Annotated in this window: 24 protein-coding genes; 13 read left to right on the top strand and 11 right to left on the bottom strand. The window is 34.1% G+C overall.

Annotated elements, in window-relative coordinates:
- Nucleotides 1–9: 9 nt before the first annotated feature.
- The 4 genes from JM172_RS15895 to JM172_RS15880 form a co-directional block, all read right to left on the bottom strand.
- Entirely contained in the window at nt 10–1,668 is a 1,659-nt protein-coding gene (locus tag JM172_RS15895) for a 4Fe-4S binding protein (RefSeq protein WP_250886702.1), read from the bottom strand.
- A gap of 161 nt (nt 1,669–1,829) precedes the next feature.
- A complete protein-coding gene (locus JM172_RS15890; RefSeq protein ID WP_214483356.1) occupies nt 1,830–2,138 on the bottom strand; it encodes a hypothetical protein in 309 nt (102 codons plus the stop codon).
- Nucleotides 2,139–2,850: 712 nt separating this feature from the next.
- Nucleotides 2,851–3,141: a hypothetical protein gene (locus tag JM172_RS15885; protein ID WP_214483355.1), complete on the bottom strand. Its 291-nt coding sequence runs from the start codon at nt 3,139–3,141 to the stop codon at nt 2,851–2,853.
- A 450-nt stretch (nt 3,142–3,591) separates the two neighbouring features.
- Nucleotides 3,592–4,092, bottom strand: coding sequence for a hypothetical protein (locus tag JM172_RS15880; protein ID WP_214483354.1), 501 nt, complete (start codon nt 4,090–4,092; stop codon nt 3,592–3,594).
- Nucleotides 4,093–4,433: 341 nt separating this feature from the next.
- Between JM172_RS15880 and JM172_RS15875 the strand changes: the two genes are divergently transcribed.
- Nucleotides 4,434–6,248 (top strand): sulfatase family protein, encoded by a 1,815-nt coding sequence (locus tag JM172_RS15875; protein ID WP_352223638.1) that lies wholly within the window; start codon nt 4,434–4,436, stop codon nt 6,246–6,248.
- 504 nt (nt 6,249–6,752) lie between these two features.
- Here JM172_RS15875 and JM172_RS15870 read toward each other — a convergent pair.
- The gene (locus JM172_RS15870) at nt 6,753–7,487 is read right to left on the bottom strand and encodes a hypothetical protein (protein ID WP_214483353.1); all 735 of its coding nucleotides are present in this window, start codon (nt 7,485–7,487) and stop codon (nt 6,753–6,755) included.
- A 605-nt stretch (nt 7,488–8,092) separates the two neighbouring features.
- Between JM172_RS15870 and shc the strand changes: the two genes are divergently transcribed.
- Both shc and JM172_RS15860 read left to right on the top strand, forming a co-directional pair.
- Complete coding sequence (gene shc, locus JM172_RS15865) at nt 8,093–9,967, top strand: squalene--hopene cyclase (RefSeq protein WP_284730472.1); 1,875 nt, start codon at nt 8,093–8,095, stop codon at nt 9,965–9,967.
- A gap of 112 nt (nt 9,968–10,079) precedes the next feature.
- Nucleotides 10,080–10,283 (top strand): hypothetical protein, encoded by a 204-nt coding sequence (locus JM172_RS15860; protein ID WP_214483383.1) that lies wholly within the window; start codon nt 10,080–10,082, stop codon nt 10,281–10,283.
- A 54-nt stretch (nt 10,284–10,337) separates the two neighbouring features.
- Here the strand turns inward: JM172_RS15860 and JM172_RS25225 are convergent, their stop codons facing one another.
- The gene (locus JM172_RS25225) at nt 10,338–10,472 is read right to left on the bottom strand and encodes a hypothetical protein (protein WP_284730471.1); all 135 of its coding nucleotides are present in this window, start codon (nt 10,470–10,472) and stop codon (nt 10,338–10,340) included.
- 265 nt (nt 10,473–10,737) lie between these two features.
- Between JM172_RS25225 and JM172_RS15855 the strand changes: the two genes are divergently transcribed.
- The 4 genes from JM172_RS15855 to JM172_RS15840 all read left to right on the top strand — a co-directional run bounded on the left by JM172_RS15855 (nt 10,738) and on the right by JM172_RS15840 (nt 13,378).
- Nucleotides 10,738–11,277: an HD domain-containing protein gene (locus tag JM172_RS15855; RefSeq protein ID WP_214483352.1), complete on the top strand. Its 540-nt coding sequence runs from the start codon at nt 10,738–10,740 to the stop codon at nt 11,275–11,277.
- 216 nt (nt 11,278–11,493) lie between these two features.
- Nucleotides 11,494–12,222 carry an alpha/beta hydrolase gene (locus tag JM172_RS15850; protein WP_214483351.1) on the top strand — a complete coding sequence of 243 codons (729 nt, stop codon included), beginning with the start codon at nt 11,494–11,496 and terminating at the stop codon, nt 12,220–12,222.
- 210 nt (nt 12,223–12,432) lie between these two features.
- Nucleotides 12,433–12,948, top strand: coding sequence for a YjcG family protein (locus tag JM172_RS15845; protein WP_214483350.1), 516 nt, complete (start codon nt 12,433–12,435; stop codon nt 12,946–12,948).
- A gap of 4 nt (nt 12,949–12,952) precedes the next feature.
- A complete protein-coding gene (locus tag JM172_RS15840) occupies nt 12,953–13,378 on the top strand; it encodes a GNAT family N-acetyltransferase (RefSeq protein WP_214483349.1) in 426 nt (141 codons plus the stop codon).
- A gap of 356 nt (nt 13,379–13,734) precedes the next feature.
- On the opposite strand, the gene JM172_RS15835 is transcribed toward JM172_RS15840, so the two are convergent.
- Nucleotides 13,735–14,211, bottom strand: coding sequence for a GNAT family N-acetyltransferase (locus JM172_RS15835; protein WP_214483348.1), 477 nt, complete (start codon nt 14,209–14,211; stop codon nt 13,735–13,737).
- Between the two features lie 308 nt (nt 14,212–14,519).
- Between JM172_RS15835 and JM172_RS15830 the strand changes: the two genes are divergently transcribed.
- The 3 genes from JM172_RS15830 to JM172_RS15820 all read left to right on the top strand — a co-directional run bounded on the left by JM172_RS15830 (nt 14,520) and on the right by JM172_RS15820 (nt 16,512).
- Nucleotides 14,520–14,861 carry a hypothetical protein gene (locus JM172_RS15830; RefSeq protein ID WP_214483347.1) on the top strand — a complete coding sequence of 114 codons (342 nt, stop codon included), beginning with the start codon at nt 14,520–14,522 and terminating at the stop codon, nt 14,859–14,861.
- A gap of 501 nt (nt 14,862–15,362) precedes the next feature.
- On the top strand, nt 15,363–16,037 hold the full coding sequence (locus tag JM172_RS15825; RefSeq protein ID WP_214483346.1) for a DUF421 domain-containing protein: 675 nt from the start codon (nt 15,363–15,365) through the stop codon (nt 16,035–16,037).
- Nucleotides 16,038–16,212: 175 nt separating this feature from the next.
- Complete coding sequence (locus JM172_RS15820) at nt 16,213–16,512, top strand: TetR-like C-terminal domain-containing protein (RefSeq protein WP_284730470.1); 300 nt, start codon at nt 16,213–16,215, stop codon at nt 16,510–16,512.
- A 719-nt stretch (nt 16,513–17,231) separates the two neighbouring features.
- On the opposite strand, the gene JM172_RS15815 is transcribed toward JM172_RS15820, so the two are convergent.
- Nucleotides 17,232–18,131 (bottom strand): MBL fold metallo-hydrolase, encoded by a 900-nt coding sequence (locus JM172_RS15815; RefSeq protein WP_214483344.1) that lies wholly within the window; start codon nt 18,129–18,131, stop codon nt 17,232–17,234.
- 21 nt (nt 18,132–18,152) lie between these two features.
- Nucleotides 18,153–18,395: a hypothetical protein gene (locus JM172_RS15810; protein ID WP_214483343.1), complete on the bottom strand. Its 243-nt coding sequence runs from the start codon at nt 18,393–18,395 to the stop codon at nt 18,153–18,155.
- Between the two features lie 444 nt (nt 18,396–18,839).
- Between JM172_RS15810 and JM172_RS15805 the strand changes: the two genes are divergently transcribed.
- Entirely contained in the window at nt 18,840–21,110 is a 2,271-nt protein-coding gene (locus tag JM172_RS15805; protein ID WP_214483342.1) for a UvrD-helicase domain-containing protein, read from the top strand.
- A gap of 565 nt (nt 21,111–21,675) precedes the next feature.
- Here the strand turns inward: JM172_RS15805 and JM172_RS15800 are convergent.
- Nucleotides 21,676–22,599, bottom strand: a complete 924-nt coding sequence (locus JM172_RS15800; protein WP_214483341.1) for a ribosomal eL19 family protein — start codon at nt 22,597–22,599, stop codon at nt 21,676–21,678.
- A 524-nt stretch (nt 22,600–23,123) separates the two neighbouring features.
- Between JM172_RS15800 and JM172_RS15795 the strand changes: the two genes are divergently transcribed.
- The gene (locus tag JM172_RS15795; RefSeq protein ID WP_214483340.1) at nt 23,124–23,261 is read left to right on the top strand and encodes a hypothetical protein; all 138 of its coding nucleotides are present in this window, start codon (nt 23,124–23,126) and stop codon (nt 23,259–23,261) included.
- Between the two features lie 6 nt (nt 23,262–23,267).
- Here JM172_RS15795 and spoVIF read toward each other — a convergent pair whose 3' ends face one another.
- Nucleotides 23,268–23,522, bottom strand: a complete 255-nt coding sequence (gene spoVIF, locus JM172_RS15790; RefSeq protein ID WP_214483339.1) for a sporulation-specific transcription regulator SpoVIF — start codon at nt 23,520–23,522, stop codon at nt 23,268–23,270.
- Nucleotides 23,523–23,655: 133 nt separating this feature from the next.
- On the opposite strand from spoVIF, the gene JM172_RS15785 reads away from it, so the two are divergent.
- Nucleotides 23,656–24,345, top strand: a complete 690-nt coding sequence (locus JM172_RS15785; protein ID WP_214483338.1) for a Crp/Fnr family transcriptional regulator — start codon at nt 23,656–23,658, stop codon at nt 24,343–24,345.
- Nucleotides 24,346–24,672 lie beyond the last annotated feature (327 nt).

Raw genomic sequence — 24,672 nt, 5'->3', positions numbered from 1 at the left:
GAAAGAAATTTAATGAACTCGGTGATCCATTGGCAGTGCAAACAGATAAATATTGACTACTGTAAATACTATCATTAACACATAAAAAGGTAGCTTCTTCTGAATACCATTATTGTTCCCTATACGATGTACGGTATAAATCGAGCCAAGCAATCCTAAAACTATAATTGCATACTGTAATATTTGTACTGTTAAACCTGAACTAATAGCTAAATCACCACTCGCTTTAATACCAAACAACTGGAGCGTATTGTACCAAATTGCTTTCCCCTCGGTCAAAATATGAAATAAATTATGTGCCATATGCCCTGCCAAATCCAGCGGAATAATGGCATAACCAAAAATTACAAAATACTCTTTAATTGTTTGCATGTCCTTTTTATTAGATGCTATAAAAGAAGCAAACCACAAAAGGAATAATGGAATAACCATTGATACTATAAATGCAACTGTAAAATTAATTGCATAGCTCGTTGTTCTCGTTAATTGACTTATGTATTGTAGAATATCTTCCCATACAGACAACATCGTAATATTTTGAACAAATACGATTCCCATAATGATAGCTGCTAATGCGGTATGCTCTAACCTTGGCTTTTTTATACCCCATAACTCACTAGTAGGTTTACGAATTGAAACTTGAATCGAATTATTAGGACAAGCTTTAATACAATTCGCACATAAGTTACAATCCGCACTTGAATCCATTGTTCTTGGAAATTGAAACATAGGACAACCTTCAACTTTGCTGTTACCCCGATAACATGATTGAGTTTTGCAGCTTTTACAAATTTCCTCTGTCCCTTTTAATTCAACAATACCAGCTCTAGAATAATTACCTGCAAGACCACCTAGAAAGCATAGTGTCTTACAAAAAGTTCTTCTTTCGTAAAAAACAGATGTGATGATGACCATTGTCAACAAGATTAATAATAAATATCCAGATCCTCTAGGTGAATCGACAATACCAAAAACGTGATCACTCCATGTAATTAAAATAAAAAATAAATCAATTAACCAAATACCATACTGTTTTAGAAATTTTGGTACGGGGAGTTCACTACCAAAGTATTTTCGAACAATGTCACTTATTTTGCCGAATGGACAAACTGCACACCAAAACCTTCCAAATAAGATAAATAAAAGCGGAATAATAGGCCACCAAAGAACCCATGTCATTGTCGTTCCAAAATTCTTATGACCATTTGTTGTACCCGCAACTAACTGAAATACAATGACTGAAAACACAACAATGGCTGTCCATTGAAAAATCCCAGGATACCATTTACTTTTAAGAAAACTGCTTATAATGGGATGAGACAACAAGTTCTTCATATGTATTCTTTGAATATATGCTTCTTCCATTTTTCTCTTATGTAATTTTAAAGTGAGACCCAACACTAAAAACAAGAAGATAATTGTCCCAAATATTCCTAAAACAACATAATTTGGAGAATCTACAATTACAATCTCTTCACCGTGAGCATGACCATCGGATAGTTCAAAGAGTTGATTTTTTTGTTCTATTAAAGTATTTTCTCCTCTAAAACCGTTAATAACTGATGAAATGTCTTCATAATTTCCCGCATCCCCTCCATCTGCATATACGACTATCCCTATGCTTAGTAACACTACGAGTAGGCTAAATGCTGATACTTTCTTTAACATCCCTAACTCCTCTATGAAGATATTTTTTTTACATTCTAAAAATATCGAGGGAATATGCAGATTTAAAGGATTTTTTTTGAAGAAATAATGTATTTTTTTAAAAAATTAATTTGATGAATGATGTAACACACCTATGTACACTATAGTCCAAGTCTATTGCCCTAAACAAAAGGTATTAGTTTGATTGATTTTAAATTTTCGTTAATACAAATTTTAAATTTAGTGCTTTCATTAATATTCGTAAATTTCCGTATTTCTTTTGGTATATATATTGAACCTCTGGAACCAATAACTACTTGATTTTCTAAACTTTCATCTCTTCTATTGCTCGTTATTTCTATCCACATATCACTATAGTAAACATCCACTACTTGCCCAGGTTCCATATTACAATAATCCCTAAGTTTTTTTGGTATTGTCACAGCATACCCTTTAGTAATAAATATTATTTTATTTTCTTTTTTACGCATATTACTCAACACTGAACTCACCCATTTTATATAGTTTACACTGAACCACCTTTTTCAATTTTCACACCCCAATAATTAATAAAAGGTTATCCTTGTGGCAAGCCTTTTAGTTAGTTCAACAGAGTTATTATAGAATGAAATTTTAAAGTTTTTATGGAGATTTTGGATTCAAATAAAATAGTTGTTAAGTCTCAACAACAGTAAGGAAGGTGTAATACAAGTTCATAAGAAAGAAAATATAAATGGATCTTACACATGTAAAGGCTCTTGTATATATAACCAAAAGAAAACCATATCCGAATTAGTTTTAGCAACCTATAATCAAGCTACTATCTAGAAATCAATATTATTCATGCACAACAAAAAGACCAGCCAACGTACTTAATTATTATAGGACTCATCTACGAATCCTATAATTTTTCAAGTGGCTCGTCACTTTTCATACAATAGTTTTGGAAACAATGTTCACCCAAACACAGTTTATAATACAAACAAATATTACATCGTTAATTATGAACAACGATAACGTAAAGGAGGTATGTATTTGTTCTAATCTAATGAAGACTGTTCCCTATGAGTGTTAGCGTTAAGTAACGGATACATATACAACAATAGTTATATAGATATCCGATACTCTTTATTTTCTTTGTGTTTTTTTGGCATCCTGTAAACAGACAATATCTCCTCAAGGCTTTAACTTCTATTTATTAATCTACAAGATGGTTAGTAAGAGTTTCCCCTTTGGCAGATGTTCAATACTTAAATAGCCATTGATCACTAGAGATTTTATAACAACTGGAACATTGATGTCTGAAAAATGTTCTACTAATTCTCGTCTATTGAATTCAACTGCTGCTTTGCCTTCATTTTTAAAAATAACTTTTAGTTCGTCCAGTATAAATTGTTCCTCCTTCGTTAACAATGCTTTCACTCCTTTTTTTGGTCTCATGACAGGATAATAGCTATAAACTGTAAAATGGTTCTTGTATAACTGACTAACCAATTACGAGATCCTCCCATGATGAGGTATTATTTAAGGATTTAGACATTATCTTAAGGCATTTCAAGTGAATACATAACATATTTTTTATGTGCTGCTTGTTTTCGCACAGATTATTGATTTTATACTAGGCTTTTTTTCGTTCGCAGCATCTTTTTACTTAATAATTTTTGAAGTTATTTTCCATGATTAATAAAATTGTAATCAAGATTTCACATTGTACCTATTGATTAAATATATTGATTTCCAAATATTTTAGAACACCCACGATTAAAAATCTATAAGCTAATTAGGTAGTCCTTGAGTGTAAGTTTACTAGAAACAAAAATATGTAGCTATTTCGTACCTATGCTATAGTTGAAACCCGTTGTACTTTCTTTTCTCTTATCTAGATTTATATGACGATATTTGAAGAATCGAAGAGATTGCATGTATTCGATAACTGTTTTTTAACTATAATGACTCATACCAATCTTTTAATTGAGGATGATTTATTATACTTTCTGCGCTTAGTATTTGCGGCTTAAAACCACCTAATTCTACTATATCTATTCCTCCGTCACTGTTTCTCACCAAAAAGAAATCCTCAAATGGGGTGCCTACTACCTCAATTGCTGTTTTACTATGTGAATCAACATAAAACATTTCAATCGTCTTCCTATCGCTTATACCGATTCGTTTTGTTTTACTATTCGCTTGTACACTTTCTAGTGAGCCAGATATTTCAAGTTTTTTGAGTGTCGAACCGCCCATATTTTCATAGATCTTGAATACCACATTCATTACTTCAGCAAGACCAAATAACAAAAAACTATTTATAACACAGGCAATTAAAAAAGCCCCTCCAAAAGATAATAGTTGTGTATCATTTGCCAACCAAGCCCCTATAATTATCCCTACACAAATAGTAAATACGCCTAAAAATCGTAAAACACCTGTCACTTTATTTCTCATTATTATCCTCCAATACAACTATTTAACAATCATTTTATCAATATTTCGAGTTTTTCGATATATATTGTTTATTACGCTCAATGAAACCAACACTTTGTAAAAACAGTGTTTATTCTTTGGCAATTGAGACTGATATTTGAAAAAATGATGCCTACACTCTATTTGTATATATTTTAGAAACAATGAAAGGTGTTTCCTACCCATCTTGGGACATCGAGTGTTATACAGCTTATTCATAATGATTCTAGAATGATAACTTTATAACCATCATATAGTGAAGATGAATTAAAGCATACGAGAGTACCTTTTACCCTAATCACAATACATGGAGGTTATGTTAAGTGAATCAAGCGACAACAAGTTCAGACCGCAAAAATGTCCAAGAAGAAAAGCCAAACTTTCTTATTTTAATGGTCGACCAGGAAAGATTTCCATCAATTTATGAAAACGAAGAACTAAAGTTATGGCGGAAAGAAAATATTATTGCACAAGAGCTTTTACGTAAAAATGGATTTGAATTTAACAATCATTATGCTGGGAGTACAGCTTGCTCACCAAGTCGTGCGACATTGTATACTGGGCAATACCCTTCCCTACATGGGGTAACACAAACGAGCGGTGTAGCTAAAACCGCGTTTGACCCAGATTTATTCTGGTTAGACCCAAATAGCGTTCCAACGATGGGTGACTATTTTAGAGCTGCTGGGTACCGTACTTTTTGGAAAGGAAAGTGGCATGCTTCTGATGAAGATATTCTCATTCCTGGTACAAAAGATGCTTACCCAAGCTATACATTGACAGGAATACCTGATGAAGAGAAGGTTCGAAAGTATTTGAGCGCTGATCAATTGGATAAGTTTGGGTTCTCTGGCTGGGTGGGTCCTGAGCCTCATGGTTCAGCTCCTCGAAATTCAGGATGTTCAGCAGCCATAGGTGTCAGTGGGCGAGATGTTGTCTATTCTGCAGAAGTTGTTGCATTGATTCGGTCTCTCGAATTACAAGAAGAAAATGATGCACCATGGTTGATTATGAGCTCATTTGTAAATCCACATGATATCGCATTATTCGGAATCGTTACAGAATTAAGTGCACTGTATAATTTTAAAGTAGACCCTTCTGTTCCGTTCATTCCTCCTGCTCCAACGGCAAAGGAATCACTATCTACAAAACCCATCGCACAAGATAGCTACCGAGTTACTTATCAGAAAGCTTTGCAGCCTCTAAGAGACACACTTTTTTATCGCCAGTTGTATTACTCTTTACAAAAAGAAGCCGATCAGGAAATGTTGAAAGTATTTCAAGCACTTCAGAAATCTAATTTTTATGAAAATACAATTGTCATTTTCTTATCTGACCATGGAGAATTATTAGGTGCACACGGTGGATTATTTCAAAAGTGGTATAACACATACGAAGAGTCGATTCATGTCCCTATGATCATCCACAGTCCTAGGCTGTTCTCTGGTCGACAAAGTACAGACAGTATAACGAGTCACGTTGATGTTCTGCCAACTATGCTAGGCTTAGCAGGTATTAACCCAATGGAAATACAAGAAAAGCTGAGGCCAGCTCATACTGAAGTACACCCTCTAGTTGGTCGTGACCTTACCCCTTTGCTAAAAGGAAGAAAAGATTTTTACCGTGATGATGAACCGATTTATTTTATGAGTGATGATGATGTGACAAGGGGATTGAATCAGGTCACATTATCAGGTGAGCCGTATGAATCAGTCGTCCAGCCAAATCATATTGAAGCGATTATTACGATGTTACCTACTGGTATGGATAAAAAAAGAGAGAGGTGGAAGCTTAGTCGTTATTATGATAATCCACAATTTTGGAGTGATCCTGGGTGTGAGGACAACACAACTGTCCAGAGCTCTGCGATTAATACGACATCAAATGAGCAATGCTACCTTTGCTTAACGAAAACAAAAAATAATCCAGTTCCAGATCAATATGAACTATACAACCTTACTAATGATCCGTTAGAAGAAAAAAACCTAGCTAACCCTGCCTTCGAAACCCCAGAATCAATAATAGTCCAGAACCTTCTTATTTCAGCTCTTGAAGAGCAATGTAGCCAAAAGAGACTATCACCATCAAGTGGAGTTGTACCTGGAATGCCGTCTTGTAATTGCAAAGGCTCTTCATAGTTTGGTAATGTGTTCAAAATAGATTGTATACATCAACTACTTTGCGAAGTACATTTGCATTGTAGTTTCTTTTTTAGTTTGTAATCTATACTACGTTCTCAGTATCATATTAGAAAAAATATGATTATATAGTAAGAAAGCTGTTGTATTAGCTTTTGTTTAGGGTTGTATTTCTTGCTCAGAAATACAAGCACTTGTTCTTCCTTCATGCAAATGACATTTGCATAAAATCAAGCAACACTTTTTAAGAACAGAATGCTAAAGAACTATGTAGCTACGATTGAATTGTAGTTCTGAATATCCAACAGCTATTAGACATATTAATAAATTTGTTGAATGACCATCTAATAGGTTAAATGTTATTCTTTAAATTAAAATCATGTTTCCTGACCTTTCATTATTTATAGACATATCTAATCATGTATTGCTAAAAAATTTTCTTGTGTAATATTCCCCCTTCCCTACTCATGGAAACTTACAGGTTTTTTCTGATACTCGCTATTGTTACCCTAATCGAAGCTCTACTTTTTCAGCTTTCATGATGCCATTATCATATTCGTATGTAATGACGATGTTACCATAATAATGGTTCGGTTTTTCTTCTACCAATAATATAGCCTTAAGTGTATTGTCTTCTATCGTAAATTTCACAAAATGTTCCATTGATAGTTGAGGTAACTCTTCTTTAGAATCTAGCTTATTATTTGGAATGAATGTACTTTTACCATCTACTACTAAAACTACTCCTCTCTTCGTTCTCTTCATATTAACTTTTTGAGCGGCGATGATTCGTGGATTCTCAATATAAATTTCTTTCACTACATCTGTTTTGTCTACTAATGTTCTTTCTAATACATGTGCTTCATTTATATATACACCTTTGTCTCGGTCTGTCGTGAGGACGACAATAATTTCCTCTTGACCAGTATTTGTTACATCAATAGAGTACAATTTTGGCTGAAAGTCATGATCTGTGACATTCATCCAATGTACAAACTCTTTGTTTCGTTTTCCTACTGTAAGCTGAAAATATTTAAACCACTTGTCTTCTTTAATCGCTAGCAATGTAACATTAGCATCAGGTAAATTAGCTACTTTTATTCTATCTTGAACATGACTCTTGCTTGAAAATTTGATTACTTTTCCACTCGACTCATTATAAGCAAATACAGGGGCTGCGATTTGACATAACATAAGTACAAATACTAACAAGCCACATAAAATACGAACCCACTTCATTTATACCCACCTCACAATTACAATTATTTCTGTTGCTTATCCTACAAAGAACTAAATCATATACACCTAAACCCAATGACACTATTTTTTCCATACCTTTACATTTACACCTTAATTTCATTTAAATGTTCTAATCTACAAAGTTTACAAAAAGCTCCCCTCTTGTTCCAAACAATCATCTCCACAACTAATGATGGTAAACATTCTTTACTGATTGCTGTTTTCTTATAGAATGTTGTGTTTACTAAAAAATAAACACGAACTAATTTTCGTTGCATCTTTCTTCTATAAAACGATGACTGTTGAATAAAGGGACATTTTCTCCTTGGAACTGTAGCAACAACGTTTACGAAAAGAGCCCTAATGATTGACTGATAATATTACTAAATGTATTAGAAGTTGTTCGTATGAAAATGCATGTAAGTACATTTTCTTTCATTTCTTACTCATACGAATCTATTCTCAGTATTAAAATGTTTTTTTATAGTATTGTTTTCCTGTCTCGTCAATATGTACAAGCATTCACGAATATATAGTAAGAAGGTTGTTTTAAAAAGCTGATCAACCCTTCTCCCAGGCTAACCACTTTATAAGGAGTGATTCTTTTGTTTTCAAACGAAGAAATTCGTGAAGAAATTACAACTATGGTGCATGACCTCCATGAAACACAATATACAGATGGGACTTGGCGATTTTGCTTTGAAGGTCCTCCATTAACGGATTGTTATACTATTATTTTGTTACATTGCCTTGGTATAGGTGATGAATCATTAATATCAAAACTTGCAGATCGATTATTGAGTATACAAAGTGAAAATGGTACTTGGAAGCTGTATGAAGATGAGCAAGATGGAAATTTATCTGCTACCATTCAATGTTACTTCGCCTTATTATGCTCTAAAGCTGCGAAAAAAAGTGATACAAATATGAAGAAAGCAGAACGATACATTAAATCACAAGGTGGGTTGACTAAGGCTCATTTTACAACTAAGTTTATTCTCTCTGTATGTGGCCAATATCCTTGGCCTACAGCATTTTACATTCCTATGTCCATATTAATGCTTCCAAAATTTTCGCCACTTAGCATTTATTCAATTAGTAATTATGCCCGTATTCATTTTATTCCTATGGCTATTTGTGGAAACAAACGCCTTTCACTTCGTTCTAATAGTACACCAGATGTAAGTCATCTATTCACCACACCTCCTTCTTTATTCACACAAAGCTGGATTAGAGAAAGTAGACTTTCACATGAGTTCTTAACGCAGCTTAAAAAACTTGCTAGCTATCCGCTACATATCCATGAACAAGGATTAAAAAAAGCTGAGAAGTTTTTACTAGACAGAATTGAAAGTAATGGGACTTTGTATAGTTACGCTACCTCAACTGTCGTCATGGTTTTTGCACTTTTAGCATTGGGATACACGAAAGATTCGCCGATTATCCAAAAAGCAATTAAAGGATTGAAATCTCTCAGTTGCCCAGCTAACGACCAAGTTCATATTCAAAACTCACCCTCAACTGTATGGGATACAGCCTTATTAAGTTATGCCCTCCAAAAAGCAGGAGTAAGTGCAGATGTTTCAATGATACATCGTGCTAATGAATACCTACTATCCCGTCAACACAAAAAATATGGAGACTGGACAGTACACAACCCCAATACAGAACCAGGAGGCTGGGGTTTCTCAGATATAAACACGATTATTCCAGATATTGATGATACAACTGCAGCACTAAGAGCCATCACATCAACGGCTCAAACACAACATCCTTTTCAAGTCGCTTTATCGAAAGGGCAGAAGTGGCTTCTGTCTATGCAAAATAATGACGGTGGCTGGCCATCATTTGAAAAAAACGTTGACCAAAAATGGTTAGCTACGTTACCGATCGAAAACGCTAATTTTACATTGCGTGACTCATCAACAGCGGATTTAACAGGACGTACACTTGAATATCTTGGAAACTTCGCTGGCTATGACGAAGAACATCCACAAGTAAAACAAGCTGTGAATTGGTTAATTAACAATCAAGAAGAGAATGGCTCTTGGTATGGGAAATGGGGTATTTGTTACATTTATGGCACATGGGCTGCTGTTACAGGTTTGAGGGCAGTTGGTATCCAAGCAAATCACCCTTGTATACGTAAGGCAATTCGTTGGCTTAAAAATATTCAAAATAATGATGGTGGATGGGGAGAGTCTTGTCGCAGTGCTGAAGTCGAACGATTCGTACCTTTGCAATTTAGTACACCTTCTCAAACTGCATGGGCTTTAGATGCATTGCTCACTTCTAATTCAAAAATGGAAAGATCGATTCAAACTGGAATACAATTTTTAACTACAAATAACTATTCTTCTACCCAACATACTTATCTTACAGGCACCGGCTTACCCGGTCAATTTTACACCCAATACCATAGCTACAATACAATTTTCCCACTAATAGCACTGTCAAATTATATATTGACAGAAAATTGACAATAATAAAGTAACAAAGAACATATTTTCTGTTTTTTTCTCCTATATGAAAAGAAGCTTTTTGAGATCTTATCTAAAAACAGTTTATTAATCTATAAGGGGTTGTTACATCTTGTATCGATTATTTTTAAGATGTTTAGAGCTAAAGCAACCGATAGAAGTCATATACATGTCTAAATCTGGTCAAATAACACAAAGGATTTTACGGGTTGAACAAGTAACACCGAGCTATGTCAAAGCATATTGTCTGTTACGTCATGAACAACGAACTTTTAATTTAGCAAATATTTTATCGGCAATCCCAGTTTCACAATGAAAATAAGGCTCGTTTCGTAAACTTTGTATTTTGTCATTATTTAGATGAACATCATTATCTAAAACTTCTATCTTTTAAATTAGGGGCTGCTTTCACATCAATTGTTGCTTTTTTTATAGGCTGTTTTCGTATAAATTGTTGTTTTTTCTCTATTAAAATAATCATGTATACAACTAAGGTTCGGGGCATTGCATCTTTCCTTCTATAAAATTATGATTCTTGAGAAAAACGAGGTTTTTATCTGTTATTTTAGGAACGACAACAACAAAATTTACGAGAAACCCAAAATAGAATAGATGTATAAGTGGCTATTGTGCAACGCGACTAAACAATGTGAAAACACCGTAAAAATCCACAATTAATACAAAAGAACTATTCCAATCACCTTGTTTTTTTGTTAATCTAAAAAGAAACACTTTTTTATTAAACTACAATAGAATGGAGGAGAGCACCTATGAGAGAAGTGACCTTAACAGACCTTTTTTTACATCCGATTGCTCAAAAATATCTTAATCGTTCTGGAGTTGCTCATGCAATTTCCACCTCCTACCATGCCTTTCATTTAGCAATACAGTATAAAGTTGATGTAGATTTAGCTACAAAAGCAGCACTCTTACACGATATCGGCCATTATGAGTGGTATCAAGACGGCAAATGGGACTTTGAGCAATATCGCCAAAATGATATACATGCGATAAAAGGAGCTGAACGTGCACATAAACTATTAATCCGATTAGGAGAAAAACCTACGAATGCCAAGCAAATTGCATTAGCAGTGTTGCTACACACAGATTCTTACCTTCCTGAAGGCAAGCTAAATACAGATGGCTTACAACAGGTTGTAAAATTAGCTGATGAGGCTGACGAAGAACCAAATGGTAAACATCACTATCGAACAATCGAGAAAAAGCTGGCGCTAGTAAAAATCAAAAACTTAGATTCACTCATTGATCGTTATTTACAAAATACCACTAATTTAAAAGAAGCCAATTAATGACAGCAACTACTTCAATTACCCACCGTCATATACATGTCGATTAAGCGGGCATACCGATGGTGTTCCCTTCCGCTTCCCTTTTTACTTCCCTTAACTTTATTCTGTCATTTATGATCTATCACATCCTCCTATCATTTTAACAGCATTATACCGTTGTTTATGGTACAATTTGATGATATTAACGTACTATGACAGCTGTAGGAGGTTTATCACATGAACGGTATAAAAGGCAAAATTAAAGAAGTGACTTTAACGAGTGAAGCCCTTAATGAAGAAGTACAAATTCTCATATATGAACCTGCGAATTTTTCACCACTGTATAAGTATCACGTATTAATCGCACAGGATGGCCAAGATTACTTAAATCTAGGTAAAATTGCCAGAGTGACAGATCATCTACTCTCTATAAAACAAATAGATAACACGATTATAGTAGCTATACCTTATAAAGATGTGATCGACCGAAAAGAAAAGTATCATCCAAATGGACAAAAACATCAGCAATATATACGCTTTCTAGCAGATGAGTTAACACCATATATTGATAAAGAATATCCAACATTCAATATGGGTATGGGGCGTATACTATTAGGTGATTCATTAGGTGGAACTGTATCTTTGTTAGCTGCACTAACATATCCACATACATTTGGAAAAATCATCATGCAGTCCCCATATGTGAACAGCCATGTAATTGATAAGGTAAAAGATTTCAAACATCCTCATCAATTGGAGCTTTATCACGTAATTGGAAAACAAGAAACAGAAGTAAAGACAACCGATGGAAAAATAAAGGATTTTGTATATCCGAACAGAGAGTTACATGACGTGATGAAGAAGAAATCCTATCCGATCTTTTATGATGAATTTGATGGGGACCATACGTGGACTTATTGGCAACCTGATCTTAGTCGCGCACTTAAAATGATGCTGTCTATGTGACAAGATAATTCTTTAAATAGCTAATATATATAATTTTCACTTATTTTGCTATAATAGAAATTATTATATTCAAACATTTTAATAGCATGTAGTCAAAGAGGTAAATGCATTTTTTCTAATTGATTGTTTCGGAGCCTGCCGATGTACAAACATATGTGTAAAAGATGAGTATAATTAAAGAAATCCATTTTAAGAAAAGGAGCTGAAATCATGAAATACGGAATTGTATTATTCCCTTCAAAACAACTTCAAGATAAAGCGAACTCATACCGAAAGAGATATGACCCTAATTATTCACTTATTCCGCCACATATTACGCTTAAAGCGTCATTTGAATCAGATGATAACGATATGAAAGAGATGGTTGAACAATTAAAGGATATAACTGAAAAAGTTCAGCCGTTTAATCTACACGTGTATAAATTTAGCTCGTTTTCACCTGTCAATAATGTCATTTATTTAAAAGTTAACCCTACACCTGAATTATTAAATCTAAATGAAATGCTTCATTCTGGCTTATTTTCAGACGAACCTGAATATGCATTTGTACCTCATATTACGATAGGACAAAAACTATCGAATGATGAACATTCTGATGTTTTTGGTAGATTAAAAATGACAAATGTAAATTTCGAAGAAAAAATTGACCGTTTCCATTTATTATATCAATTAGACAATGGACAATGGACTGTTTATGAAACATTTCAGTTTGGAAAGGATTGTTAACTGATTGAAAGTAAAAATAGCTACTACTAACGAAGAATATAACGATGCATTATTGGTCCGCAGACAGGTCTTTATCGAAGAACAACAAGTTTCTGAAGAAGAAGAAATAGACAACTTAGAAAATGAAGCAACACATTTTGTTTTGTATGATCAAAATCAACCAATTGGTGCGGGTCGCTTTCGCGAATTAGAAAACACTGGTAAAGTAGAGCGTATTTGTGTTCTTTCAACTAGCCGTAAAAAAGGTAGTGGAAAAATGATTATGGACAAAATTGAACAATTTGCCATTGATCAAGGAATTGATAAATTAAAGTTAAATTCTCAAACCCATGCAGAACAATTTTATAAAAAACTTGGGTATGAAACAGTCTCTGAAGTTTTTATGGATGCAGGAATTCCTCACGTAACGATGGTCAAACAATTAACATAATGTCTATAAAATACAATGTACATTACGCTAATAACGAGAAATGGTTATTAGCGCTTTTTTATTGATATTCCTTACAAAAAGCGATGTTTTCAGGTTAGATTTTAACTATGTTACCGATGTTTAATAACCAACCAAATTATATAAAATTCCTTCGGATGCGACTTTCGTTAAAGCTTCAACAATAGAAAAACTTTCCCTTTTTACTATTTTTCATCATAATGATTTTCACCTATTATTTTATAGTTATGGTAATAAATTCCATCTATTTTCAGTATTTAAAACCATTGAAAAAACTCTTTGATCCATTACAGAAATACGGCAATTGTTGAATAACATTTTATAACAAATGGTGTATTTCACAGCGATAATTTCATAACAAACTGTTCCCCAATTGGACCGCTTTTTCGCGTGCCAGTGTCTTCAAACCCTACTGTTGCATACAGCTGTTGTGCAGGAACATTTTTATGATTCACAGCTAAAACAATTTCATTACAATTAGGAAATTCAGCTTTAACAAAATCGCTTAAGACGATCATACCATGTTTGGCATAACCTTTTCCTTGATGTGCATGGTCAACAGATAATGCGGTTAACAACATAGCTTTCGGATTAACTGAATACTCCCTTACTCGTTCAGTTGAATGCAATAAAAAGAAACCTACAGGTACATTATTATTAACAATGATAATTCGATGTTGTCCTTCTGTCACCTCCAAAACCTTACTTGGTAATGCAGTAAATTTCACTTGTTCTTCAGGGAGTTTAAAAGAAGATAGGGTTTCCAAATATTCATCAGAAAAATGTTTTAACTCAATGCAATTAATTTTATCCATAGTCTTTTTTGCTCCTTATTTTCTTTATATTTTATCATAAGCACAATAACAAGAACATATATTCGTTTCAATATTATAATATTACTACAAGTTCTTGTTCAGCAATTCTAGACGATGATGATATGATTAGACTACTCTTTCCTACCCAACTTCGATATGACGACGACAATCATCTCAAATTCATTTTTCGGACTAATTATTGTAAATTAACGAAAATTTAATAAAGACTATTTTCTGGTTGATTTTCGTACATAAATATAAACACCTAAACATATTGAACCAGATAAAGTCTTTATCTCCCTGTTTATATGGTGTTTTACAAGTCAAATTCTGTGTTTTTCGGGTCAAATCCAGCATTTTATGGGTCTAATACTGTCATTTTCGGGTCAAATACCGTGATTTCCTGGTCAAATCCGGCATTTTATCGGTCTAATACTGTCATTTTCGGGTCAAATTCTGTGTTTTTCGGGTCAAATCCAGCATTTTATGGGTCTAATACTGTCATTTTCGGGTCAAATCCAGCATTTTATGGGTCTAATACCGTGATTTCCTGGTCAAATCCGGCATTTTATAGGTCTAATACTGTCATTTTCGGGTCAAATACTGTGATTTCCTGGTCAAATCCGGCATTTTATCGGTCAATTCTGTAATTTTCAATCTAATACTGTAATTTTCAATCTAACACGCTTGAAATTCTATGTTTAGAGTCTAATGTCTTTATCTCCCTGTTCCTTTTCATAAAATTAATAAAAAGTGCCTTACTATTCGTCTACTCCAAAATAAAGCCTTTGAAAAGATCATAAAAAATCCCTGTCTGTACATCATAATAATGAACTTATAGGAATAGCAGAGCGACGTTCTTAATAATCATTCGTACATACCCTTGTCATTTTGAAACGCTGTTTCTGACTTAAGAAGTTACAATTAAATATTTTTTTTATAAAGTATTTTTGCATTGATTGTAATTTTTCGTACTTAAACATTAACATAAAAATGATGTCAAACAGCTAACAAATCATTTTTTGCCGCTATAATATTGTCACGTTAGTAACAAAATTTATTAAAAAACATATCCACTAATAGCAATTGCATAATACCTAGTTAACTATAAGCAGCATATTTTTTGATTCATATATAAAGGTGTGCATAACATGGATTATTATCATATTACAATCGAGATTTTTTTTGGCTTTATTGCGTTATTTTTGGTCACAAAAATGTTAGGGAAATCACAAATCACTCAAATTACAACTTTTGATTTCATATCTGCACTTGTCCTCGGCGAATTAGTTGGAAACGCACTATTTGATGAGAATACAGGGTTAGGGCAAATTATTTATTCGGTTGCAATTTGGGGGTTATTAATTTACACGATGGAAATGATCACTCAAAAATGGAAGAGAACAAGAGCTTTTCTTGAAGGTAAGCCATCAATCGTTATTAACAAAGGACAAATTAATTACAATGAATTAAAGAAAAATAAACTTGATATTAATCAATTACAGCACCTTCTACGAACAAAGGATGCATTCTCTATTCGGGAAGTTGAATACGCATTACTAGAAACAGATGGAACTGTTAACGTGCTTAAAAAATCCAAATATGCAGCTCCCACACGTGGTGATATGAATTTATCTAAAGAAAATGTTGTACTTTCAAACACACTAATTAGTGACGGGGAAGTGCTATGGGAAAATTTAGAGGAGGTTGGCTTCGATACAAAGTGGCTTCAAGGGCAAATTCAAGTTCACGGTGCAACAAAGTATTCAGAAATACTATACGCAGAATGGAAAGAAGGAGAGGGATTACACGTTCAGAAGTATTAATGCCTCTCCTTTCTATTAGGCAACTTAAAACAAGTACTTTCTGTTCAATTTTGACTGTCTATACTCAACTGACTACCTGCTTCATTTATTCCATTTTTCCACTTCAAAACAGCTACAAACATCAACATCAAACTCACTACTCCACTCCAACCTAATATACCTAAGCCATGATCAAATGATTTCTTTCCAGAACACGAAAATTAATTGGAGAGACTTTCTTAAGTTTGATCCAGCTAAAAGCAACAAATTCAAAGACAATTTAACGGAGCTTGGTATGGAAAAAAATGACCTACTCCTTCCTGAAGAACTGCTTCTTCACTTTGCTAGTTCAGCTTTTATAGGTGTTCTCACTTGGTGGCTAAAAGAAGAACCTTATCCCTCACCTGAACATATGTCTAAACAAATCCTACGAATTATTCTAAAAGGGCCCGCAAGTGCTGAGGGGTTAAAAATAGATGTTCAAACCGACAACTAGTTAGACATATTTGCGGACGATATTTATCACTTACTAAGTATTTTGTTATTGTATTACACTGCATAGTTCTGCTTAATGCCTTTGTTAAAGCAGTTTTCTCCGTGACTAGCTTTTTCCTCTAATAGATAAGCACGTATAACCATAGGCTTCGTGGCACCTTATCTACTTTTACATTTATTGAGGTTTTATAAAAGCTCTTCACCCCGTCCATTTTTTATAACAAAAGCAACAAAGTTTGTAAAAGGAGCCATTTCAAATATTCACACAATTTCCCATCATCGTCACATATTTTTCTCATCTTTATAATGTATCTTATTTGATATGAACGGTATTTAAGACACACCTCTCTCTTAGAGTCCGATAGTTATTGGACTTTTTTTGTAGTCAATAGATCGTTTTCTTACATGTTCCTGTCTTTCAAAGGTTGATTTCGCACTACTAGCCTCGTACAAAGATACCCCCCTACAAATCTAGTCGTGGCGTCTATTCTCATATATTACAAGGTCCATTTAATATATTTCAAAAAGAGACAAGCAGAAAAAGTAACGCAAATAAAAGCAACAATACTTATCACATCATAAAAAAGTATTAGCTGTATTATTAAATAACAGCTAATACTTTGCTTTCTACTGTTTACAAACAGAATGTTAATTTCAGCAAACAACAAGTGGCGGAGCACATACAGCACTTTGGATGCATTAAGCTAGTCCAAACATTCTCTAGCTTTTCCAGTTAAATGATAGCGCAAAATCTTTTATTGATAACTCTACTAAGTCGTCTTTTACTAGCTTAGTTGCGTACGCTGTTATCGCTGTACGATACAGCATCCACGATGATACGAATGGCAAAGAAACCTCCCAGGCCTCACATGCATCTCTAACTAATTCTTCATGACTAACACCGGCTTCTTTCAACTTAAAGTAGTCACTCATCCAATCTAATATTTGATGGTGGTATACGATATTGCCTCTAATAGTCCGTTGAAAAGAAGTTTCAAATTCGCCGTGTCCAGGTACTGCCCCGTAACAATCAATTCCCAAACACTTCTCTAATGTATTTATTGTATGTTGGCAATCTACAATATAAGGGATTTTATGTTTTTGAAGCTGCTCTATACTAAAATAAGCATCACCGCAATATAAAATTTCATTGATTTTTATACCCATTTGATTTTCACTATGCCCTGGAAATGAGATACATTCAAACGTAAAAGCATCTATTTCATGGTTACCTTCATTTAGTACTTGGTCAATTCTGATAGCTTCACCTTCCAAGAACTTATTTCTCATTTCTGGTAAAGGATGGTTTCCTTGAAATAAATATATTGGCTCCAAAATAGGATACCGTAAAACTGCCTCCTCAAGTGGCGGAGCCATCGTAAATACGTCTTTTGTTTTTTGTAAATGCGCAGCACCTCCAAAGTGGTCCGCATGTGCATGAGTAATAAATAGGTGAGTAAGAGGTAACTGTTCTTTATCAAGCTCTTTAATTACTTTTTTTATTGAACTCTTATCGAGACCTGCGTCAATCAACAACCCTTGGTCACCCGCTTTCACATAACCAATATTGACCGCAGCATGAAAATAATAAGAATCGTGTTGAATGTTGCATAACTTCATTTAGTAGTACGCCCCCATTATTCAGACTAGTTCATTTATATATTTCCCTTTACCAGTAATTTCGTAATATAGTTTTTCTTCATTTTCTTTCACTTCGTATTTTCTTTTTTGAAGTATCGAAATTGGAAATGATTGTTCCTGTAGCCGTGCATCTATTGAAGACTTATAAACTGGATTAAATTTCATCATATCTTGCTTGAACGGAATGGTGCGAAGTGCGTATAAACTGTATTGCTCATGATTAATAGGTGCAATTAAAGTCATAGCTATCACCTTCCTTTATATATAAACATTCGATAAGATGCAAGTTTTTTCCTTTAATAACTCATAATATTCCAAAACTTCTTACTTAAACACAAATCATTTGATTGCTCTTTTTCGCACCACATATACTTAAAATGTTCATGCATACTTTCTTCTGTAAAACGTGCAAACGTATAAAACTACTTCTTATGATTGTTTTCAAATCAACAATGTTTACTTCAAACAGAGACACTCAATTAAAGCATCCCACACCTGTTTACTACGAATGGGAAATCTCTACAAAGTTTTAGGGCCAAAATACGTAGCTTTACATATGAAAATTATAGAAATAGTTTGCAAGTAACCCAGAAGTATCACCAAATTCTACAATTCAACTTTTCCTCCATTCATCATTTTGTTATGATAGAAAGGTTAAAAATATACAAGTCATTAGGAGGGTCCTTCATGGACTGTGCAATACATCATGATCGCCTTATTGAACTAGATTCTCAGCATAGAGAAAATCTCCAGCGCCTCTATGAAAATAGTCTTCGAGGAGAAATTACGTGTAAAGATTGTGGTGCAGAAGTTCGATTATATCTAGGCATGTCAAAGCAACCACATTTTTATCACAAAACGACATCCTGTCAAAACGTCAAGGTGGTACCAGTTCATCAACCAAAAGAAAACGAGGCTGATAGCACTATTAATTTTGTTGAACAAAATGGATTTCGCATACCAAAATCACGTACTATTTCATCAACGGTCTTGGAAAAGCAAATGATATGGCAGCCTGCAAAAACCGTAAAAACAATCCAAACATTTAAAAATGATACAACAAAAGAGTACGTTAAATACGCAACCAACATTCAGCTAGATTCATTACAATGGGATGCGGTAAAGCATACAGAAGGTCCACTTCTTATTCTTGCTGGTGCTGGGAGTGGAAAGACTCGTGTCTTAACTACAAGAACACTCTATATGATTAAAGATAAAAAAGTAGATCCAGCTAGCATGATACTCGTTACATTTACAACTAAAGCGGCAAAAGAAATGAAACAACGCCTACTTTCTTACGGGATATCATCAGCAACGATCAGTCGAATGGTAATAGGAACTTTCCATAGTATTTTTTACAAAATACTTCTACACCACACCCCTGAGCAATGGCAAAGCGACAAACTCATCAAATGGGAATGGCAAAGAGAACAGCTTGTTAAACAAGCGGGGATGGAAATCAATTTAGATGAAAAGCAGTTTGCTTACGACGAAGCCCTTCAAAAAATTAGTTATTGGAAAAACACATTGTTGGAACCGATGGATATAAAACCTACAGACGAATGGGAAGAAAAGCTAGGATTTTTATATTTGCGCTACGAACAATTGAAAAAGGAAAAATCTTTATTCGACTTTGACGATATGCTTGTTGGTTGCTTACAGCTTTTCCAACATAATGAACAACTGTTAAAAAAGTATCAGCAACGCTTCCACTATTTTTTAATCGATGAATTTCAAGATATTAATAAAGTCCAATACAAGATCATTCAATTGCTCTCAAATCATACGAAAAACCTTTGTGTAGTTGGGGATGATGATCAATCTATTTATGCCTTTCGAGGAAGTGACCCATCGTTTATTTTACATTTCTCTACAGATTACCCTAATTGCAAAACAGTTATATTAGCAGAAAACTATCGTTCTACACATCATATTGTCCAAAGTGCAAATACGGTAATATCAGAGAATAGTATTCGTCATCAAAAAAATATGATATCACAAAATAATAATCAACATGTACCAACTGTTTTTTATCCTTATGATGAAGAAGAGGAAGCGACAATGATTGTCACTGATTTAAAAGAAAAAATTGCAAATGGGGCAGGGCCAAATGATTTTGCCATCTTTTATCGAACCCACTCCGCTTCTAGAGCCATATTTGAGAGGTTGACACAGTCTAGCTTACCTTTCACTATTGAACAGGATAGTGAATCTTTTTATCAAAGGAGAACTGTTAAAAGCTTAGTTGCACATTTACGCTTAAGCTTAGACCCAAATAATAGCAATGCTATTCGGGATATCTTAACTGCACAGTTTTTAAAGCAATCAATCTATCAAGATTTGAAAGCAATTACTATATTAGAAGATTGTTCATTTGTAGATGGACTAGCATATCTTCAAAATGTCCAACCTTTTCAAAAAAGAAAGTTACAAAAAATAGTTCCTTTGTTTAAAACTTTAGCTAACCTACCACCTATCCAAGCTATAGAAAAAATCGAACAAGAGATGAGCTTTGCTGAATTTCTTAAAAAAAGAGGGAATGAAGGCAATGCTATTGAAAGAGGGTCAGATGATGTACGTGACCTAAAGGTTGTTGCTAAGAAATTTACAAATCTTCCCCAACTCATTGAGCACATTGATCACATGATTGCAATGAATAAAGAAATGAAGGAACTTAGTAAGCAATATAACAACTCAATTACTTTATCAACTATCCATCGAGCGAAGGGGCTAGAGTATAAAAACGTATACGTGTTAGGGGCTGTGGACGGTAGCCTTCCACACGATTATGCATTAGAATCGTTTCGAAATGGCGATATTCGTATCCTTGAGGAAGAGCGACGCTTATTATATGTTGCAATGACACGTGCGCAAGACTCTTTATACTTGTCTATACCTCATATGCGACGTGGTAAAAAAGCTAAGCGTTCACGTTTCTTAGCTTCAATAATAAGATAAAAAGCTTTTTAAACTTTTTGTACATTTATAAAATGACTACCATTGAACAAGATTTTATGCCATTTTCATGGTTCTAAATAAAAAGAAGAAATGCTACGAAATCTAGTTTCATCTTGTTTATTTCTTAGTACGAAAAATACTTTTAAATGTGAATACAACCAGAGATTACAAATATTTGATTGAGCAACTACCGATACACAGCAGCTCATTTGGTCTTGAAAGCATTAGTTATCACTTGAGCACCTTTTGCCTTGTCCACTTAGGGGATAGTCGTTGGAGCTGTATAACTTGAGCGTCATCCAAGGGTTTATCGTTTTGAAAATAATCAAGAATCAATACAGAGCTAGGGATACAGTCATCCTAGCTCTTCGTTCTTTAAACATGCACTTGGTTACCTTCATATTCTAGGGCACATCAGTCCTCTTAATTTCATCAATATTTATATCCTTTACCTTATACATACACCTTTGTTATTATTCCTGAATTAGATATACACAGCTAGATGAAGGTATAATTATTTCTTACTGCTTAACATTAAGATATCTCAAACTATGTGAGCACTGCGTTAATAAAAGAACGGGAAACCGAAGCGTCTTATTCCAAAGAAAGGAAATCCAAAACGACCAAATCTACGGAATCTTCGTGGATAGCCTCCAAAACCACCAAAACCGTAGCCAAATCCTCCATTAGGGTCGTTAACAAATTGTTGTTGCTCATCTCTGTTCGCAACTTCCCCCATTGGAACTAACATCACTACTGAATCTCCTTGCGTACCTACAATAATTCCGTCATAATGGCGTCCATCTTTCATTTCTACACAGACAAAGTGGTGCTTATACTTTCTACAAAAGTCCTTCATTTCTTCGGGACTGTGAGCTGGCATTACTTTCTCGTGTGCTGGCATGACGTTTTCTTGCATTGGCATTACATTTTCTTGTGCTGGCATGATGTTCTCTTGCATTGGCATTACATTTTCTTGTGCCGGCATGACGTTCTCGTACATCGGCATTACATTTTCTTGTGCTGGCATGACGTTCTCGTACATCGGCATTACATTTTCTTGTGCTGGCATGACGTTCTCGTACATCGGCATCACATTTTCATGCGCTGGCATCACATTTTCATGCGCTGGCATCACATTCTCATACATTGGCATTACATTTTCATGCGCTGGCATCACATTCTCATACATTGGCATTACATTTTCATGCGCTGGCATCACATTCTCATACATTGGCATTACATTTTCATGCGCTGGCATCACATTCTCATACATTGGCATTACATTTTCATGCGCTGGCATCACATTCTCATACATTGGCATTACATTTTCATGCGCTGGCATGACGTTCTCATACATCGGCATTACATTTTCATGCGCTGGCATGACGTTACCGTTCCAAGGCATCATATTCCCATGCCAAGGCATGACATTTCCATGCATTGGATTGTGCATCTGGTTATGCATATGTGGATAATAATGATTCAACAGTTCATACCTCCCTTATATTTTTCTATGCTATTTTATTCAAATATTGGGGAGTTGACACAGGTTTTCACAATTTCATGTAGAGAAATAATACACAAGGAATAAATCGCACACTAAGCTGCACTTGTATATGTGAGGTTATACATGTAAACTCTAGCTCGATAATATAACTAAACAAAAACGGGTTTCTATTGATCAAAAAATATGTAAACATATATCGATACAAATATAATCTTTTCTTGTACGATACTCATAAACTATAACGCCACTACTACACGCCGTAATTTAGTATAAAAGCTATCAAATTTACAAAGAAAAATGCTCATACGTGCTCTATAACCAATGAAAATTATGTGTGTCAAAAAATTTCGTCGTCACTAAAATATAATTATTAATAAGCGCGCAAGTTTTCAACTATAAGTTAGGAAAGGACGTAGAACAACTATAAAGAAAACTTATTTAAGATTTAGTAAAAATCCGTTACCTCCCTTTGTCTCAACCTCTTTGAATGATGTTATAAAAGTATGCTAGGAATAAAACAAAAAAACTTCCAACTGGAAGGGAGTTTAATTATTGATGAGGATCATTACTCATTAAATAGTTACAACTTAAAATCAGGTGGAGCTTGTTGCCCACCTGAACGTAAAGTTAGTTTAGCTTGAAGGAAGTCACTTCTTGTTTAACATATTCGCTATCGTTCCAAAATCAATCTTTTTCCCATCATTAATAATAGAACTGACGATTTTATCCTCAAGCTCTTTTGGAACGTCACGTCTAGCTAACTCAGCTACTCTTTTCACAATTTGCCTAACTTGTTTTTCATCTTGGAAGTTTGCATGTTGTACTGAATTGGCTAATTCGAAAACATCCTTCATTTTAACTCCTGTTTTCTTCTCAATATTTTTAAATAAATTATTATCCATCCCTAAGCCTCCTAACGTGATATATCATATGACTTGATATGCTCAGGTGTGACCGTCACTATAAATGTTCTGTTCGTATCATCAAAATTTTTGTATACTAGAAAATATACTTTCAAAGGAAAGTGGGACTCACATGGATAAATTATTATTCTTATCTCAAATTAGTTTGTTAGAAGAATTATCAAATGAAGAGTTGCAAGTAATTGATGAATTAAGTTCGATGAAGCCAGTCAAAAAAGGAACAATTATCATAGATCCTAATCTTCCGATAAAAGCTTTGTTTTTTTTAAAAAAGGGACAAGTTCGCCTATATCGTATGAATGCACAAGGAAAAGAGTTTACGTTAGATATTTTAACTGATGGAAATATTTTCGGAGAAACATCTACCCTCTCTCTTATAGATGACCAAGTATATGCACAAGCAATGACTGACACATATTTATGTGTGATGGGGAAATCAGAATTTGAATCATTTATCGAGAAAAATCCGAAAATTGCCTTGAAGTTTATTTCAATACTTTCTGCTCGCTTAAAAGATATTTACGAAATGAGTGAAAAAATAGCACTCGGCGATGTAAAATATCGTGTCTTATATTTATTACTGAAACTTAGTGAAAAATCCGGAAAAAGAAAAAACGAGTGGCAAACAATTGAAATGAAACTTACACACCAGGATATTGCTACAATGGTCGGATCGACTCGTGAGACAACAAGTACAATCATAAGCCAGCTTAAGAAAGAAGGGTTTCTTAAGAAAGGAATTCGTTCATTAGCAATCCATGTCGACAATGTAAACAAACACATTAATAGTCAGTACCTATAAAGAGGGCTAATATTATTTTTTTGTTGCTACAGCGATTCAATTAGAAAACAAAATAGTTGTATTCGTGGATTTAAAGCTTTTAGTGCATTTTTGTCTTACATTTGTGTTGCTGATGATAGGATTTGTATAATCTTTAGAAAAGAAAAGGCTGCCCGGAAACCTAGTTGTATACGTGATTATTTTTTTAAAATGAAAACAACATTCCATACGAAAACAGCAATTTGTTTTCTAGCAAGAGGAAGAGCAAAATAAATGTTAAAATAATAATAGACGGATGAGATTTTTTATCTCATCCGTTTTGATGCTTTTTATAAAGGTACGTCTTAC

The organism is Bacillus sp. SM2101, from assembly GCF_018588585.1.
Classification (GTDB): Bacteria; Bacillota; Bacilli; order Bacillales; family SM2101; genus Nanhaiella; species Nanhaiella sioensis.
Note: the sequence above shows the minus strand (reverse complement) of the source record. Positions and strands in the feature narration are given on the sequence as shown.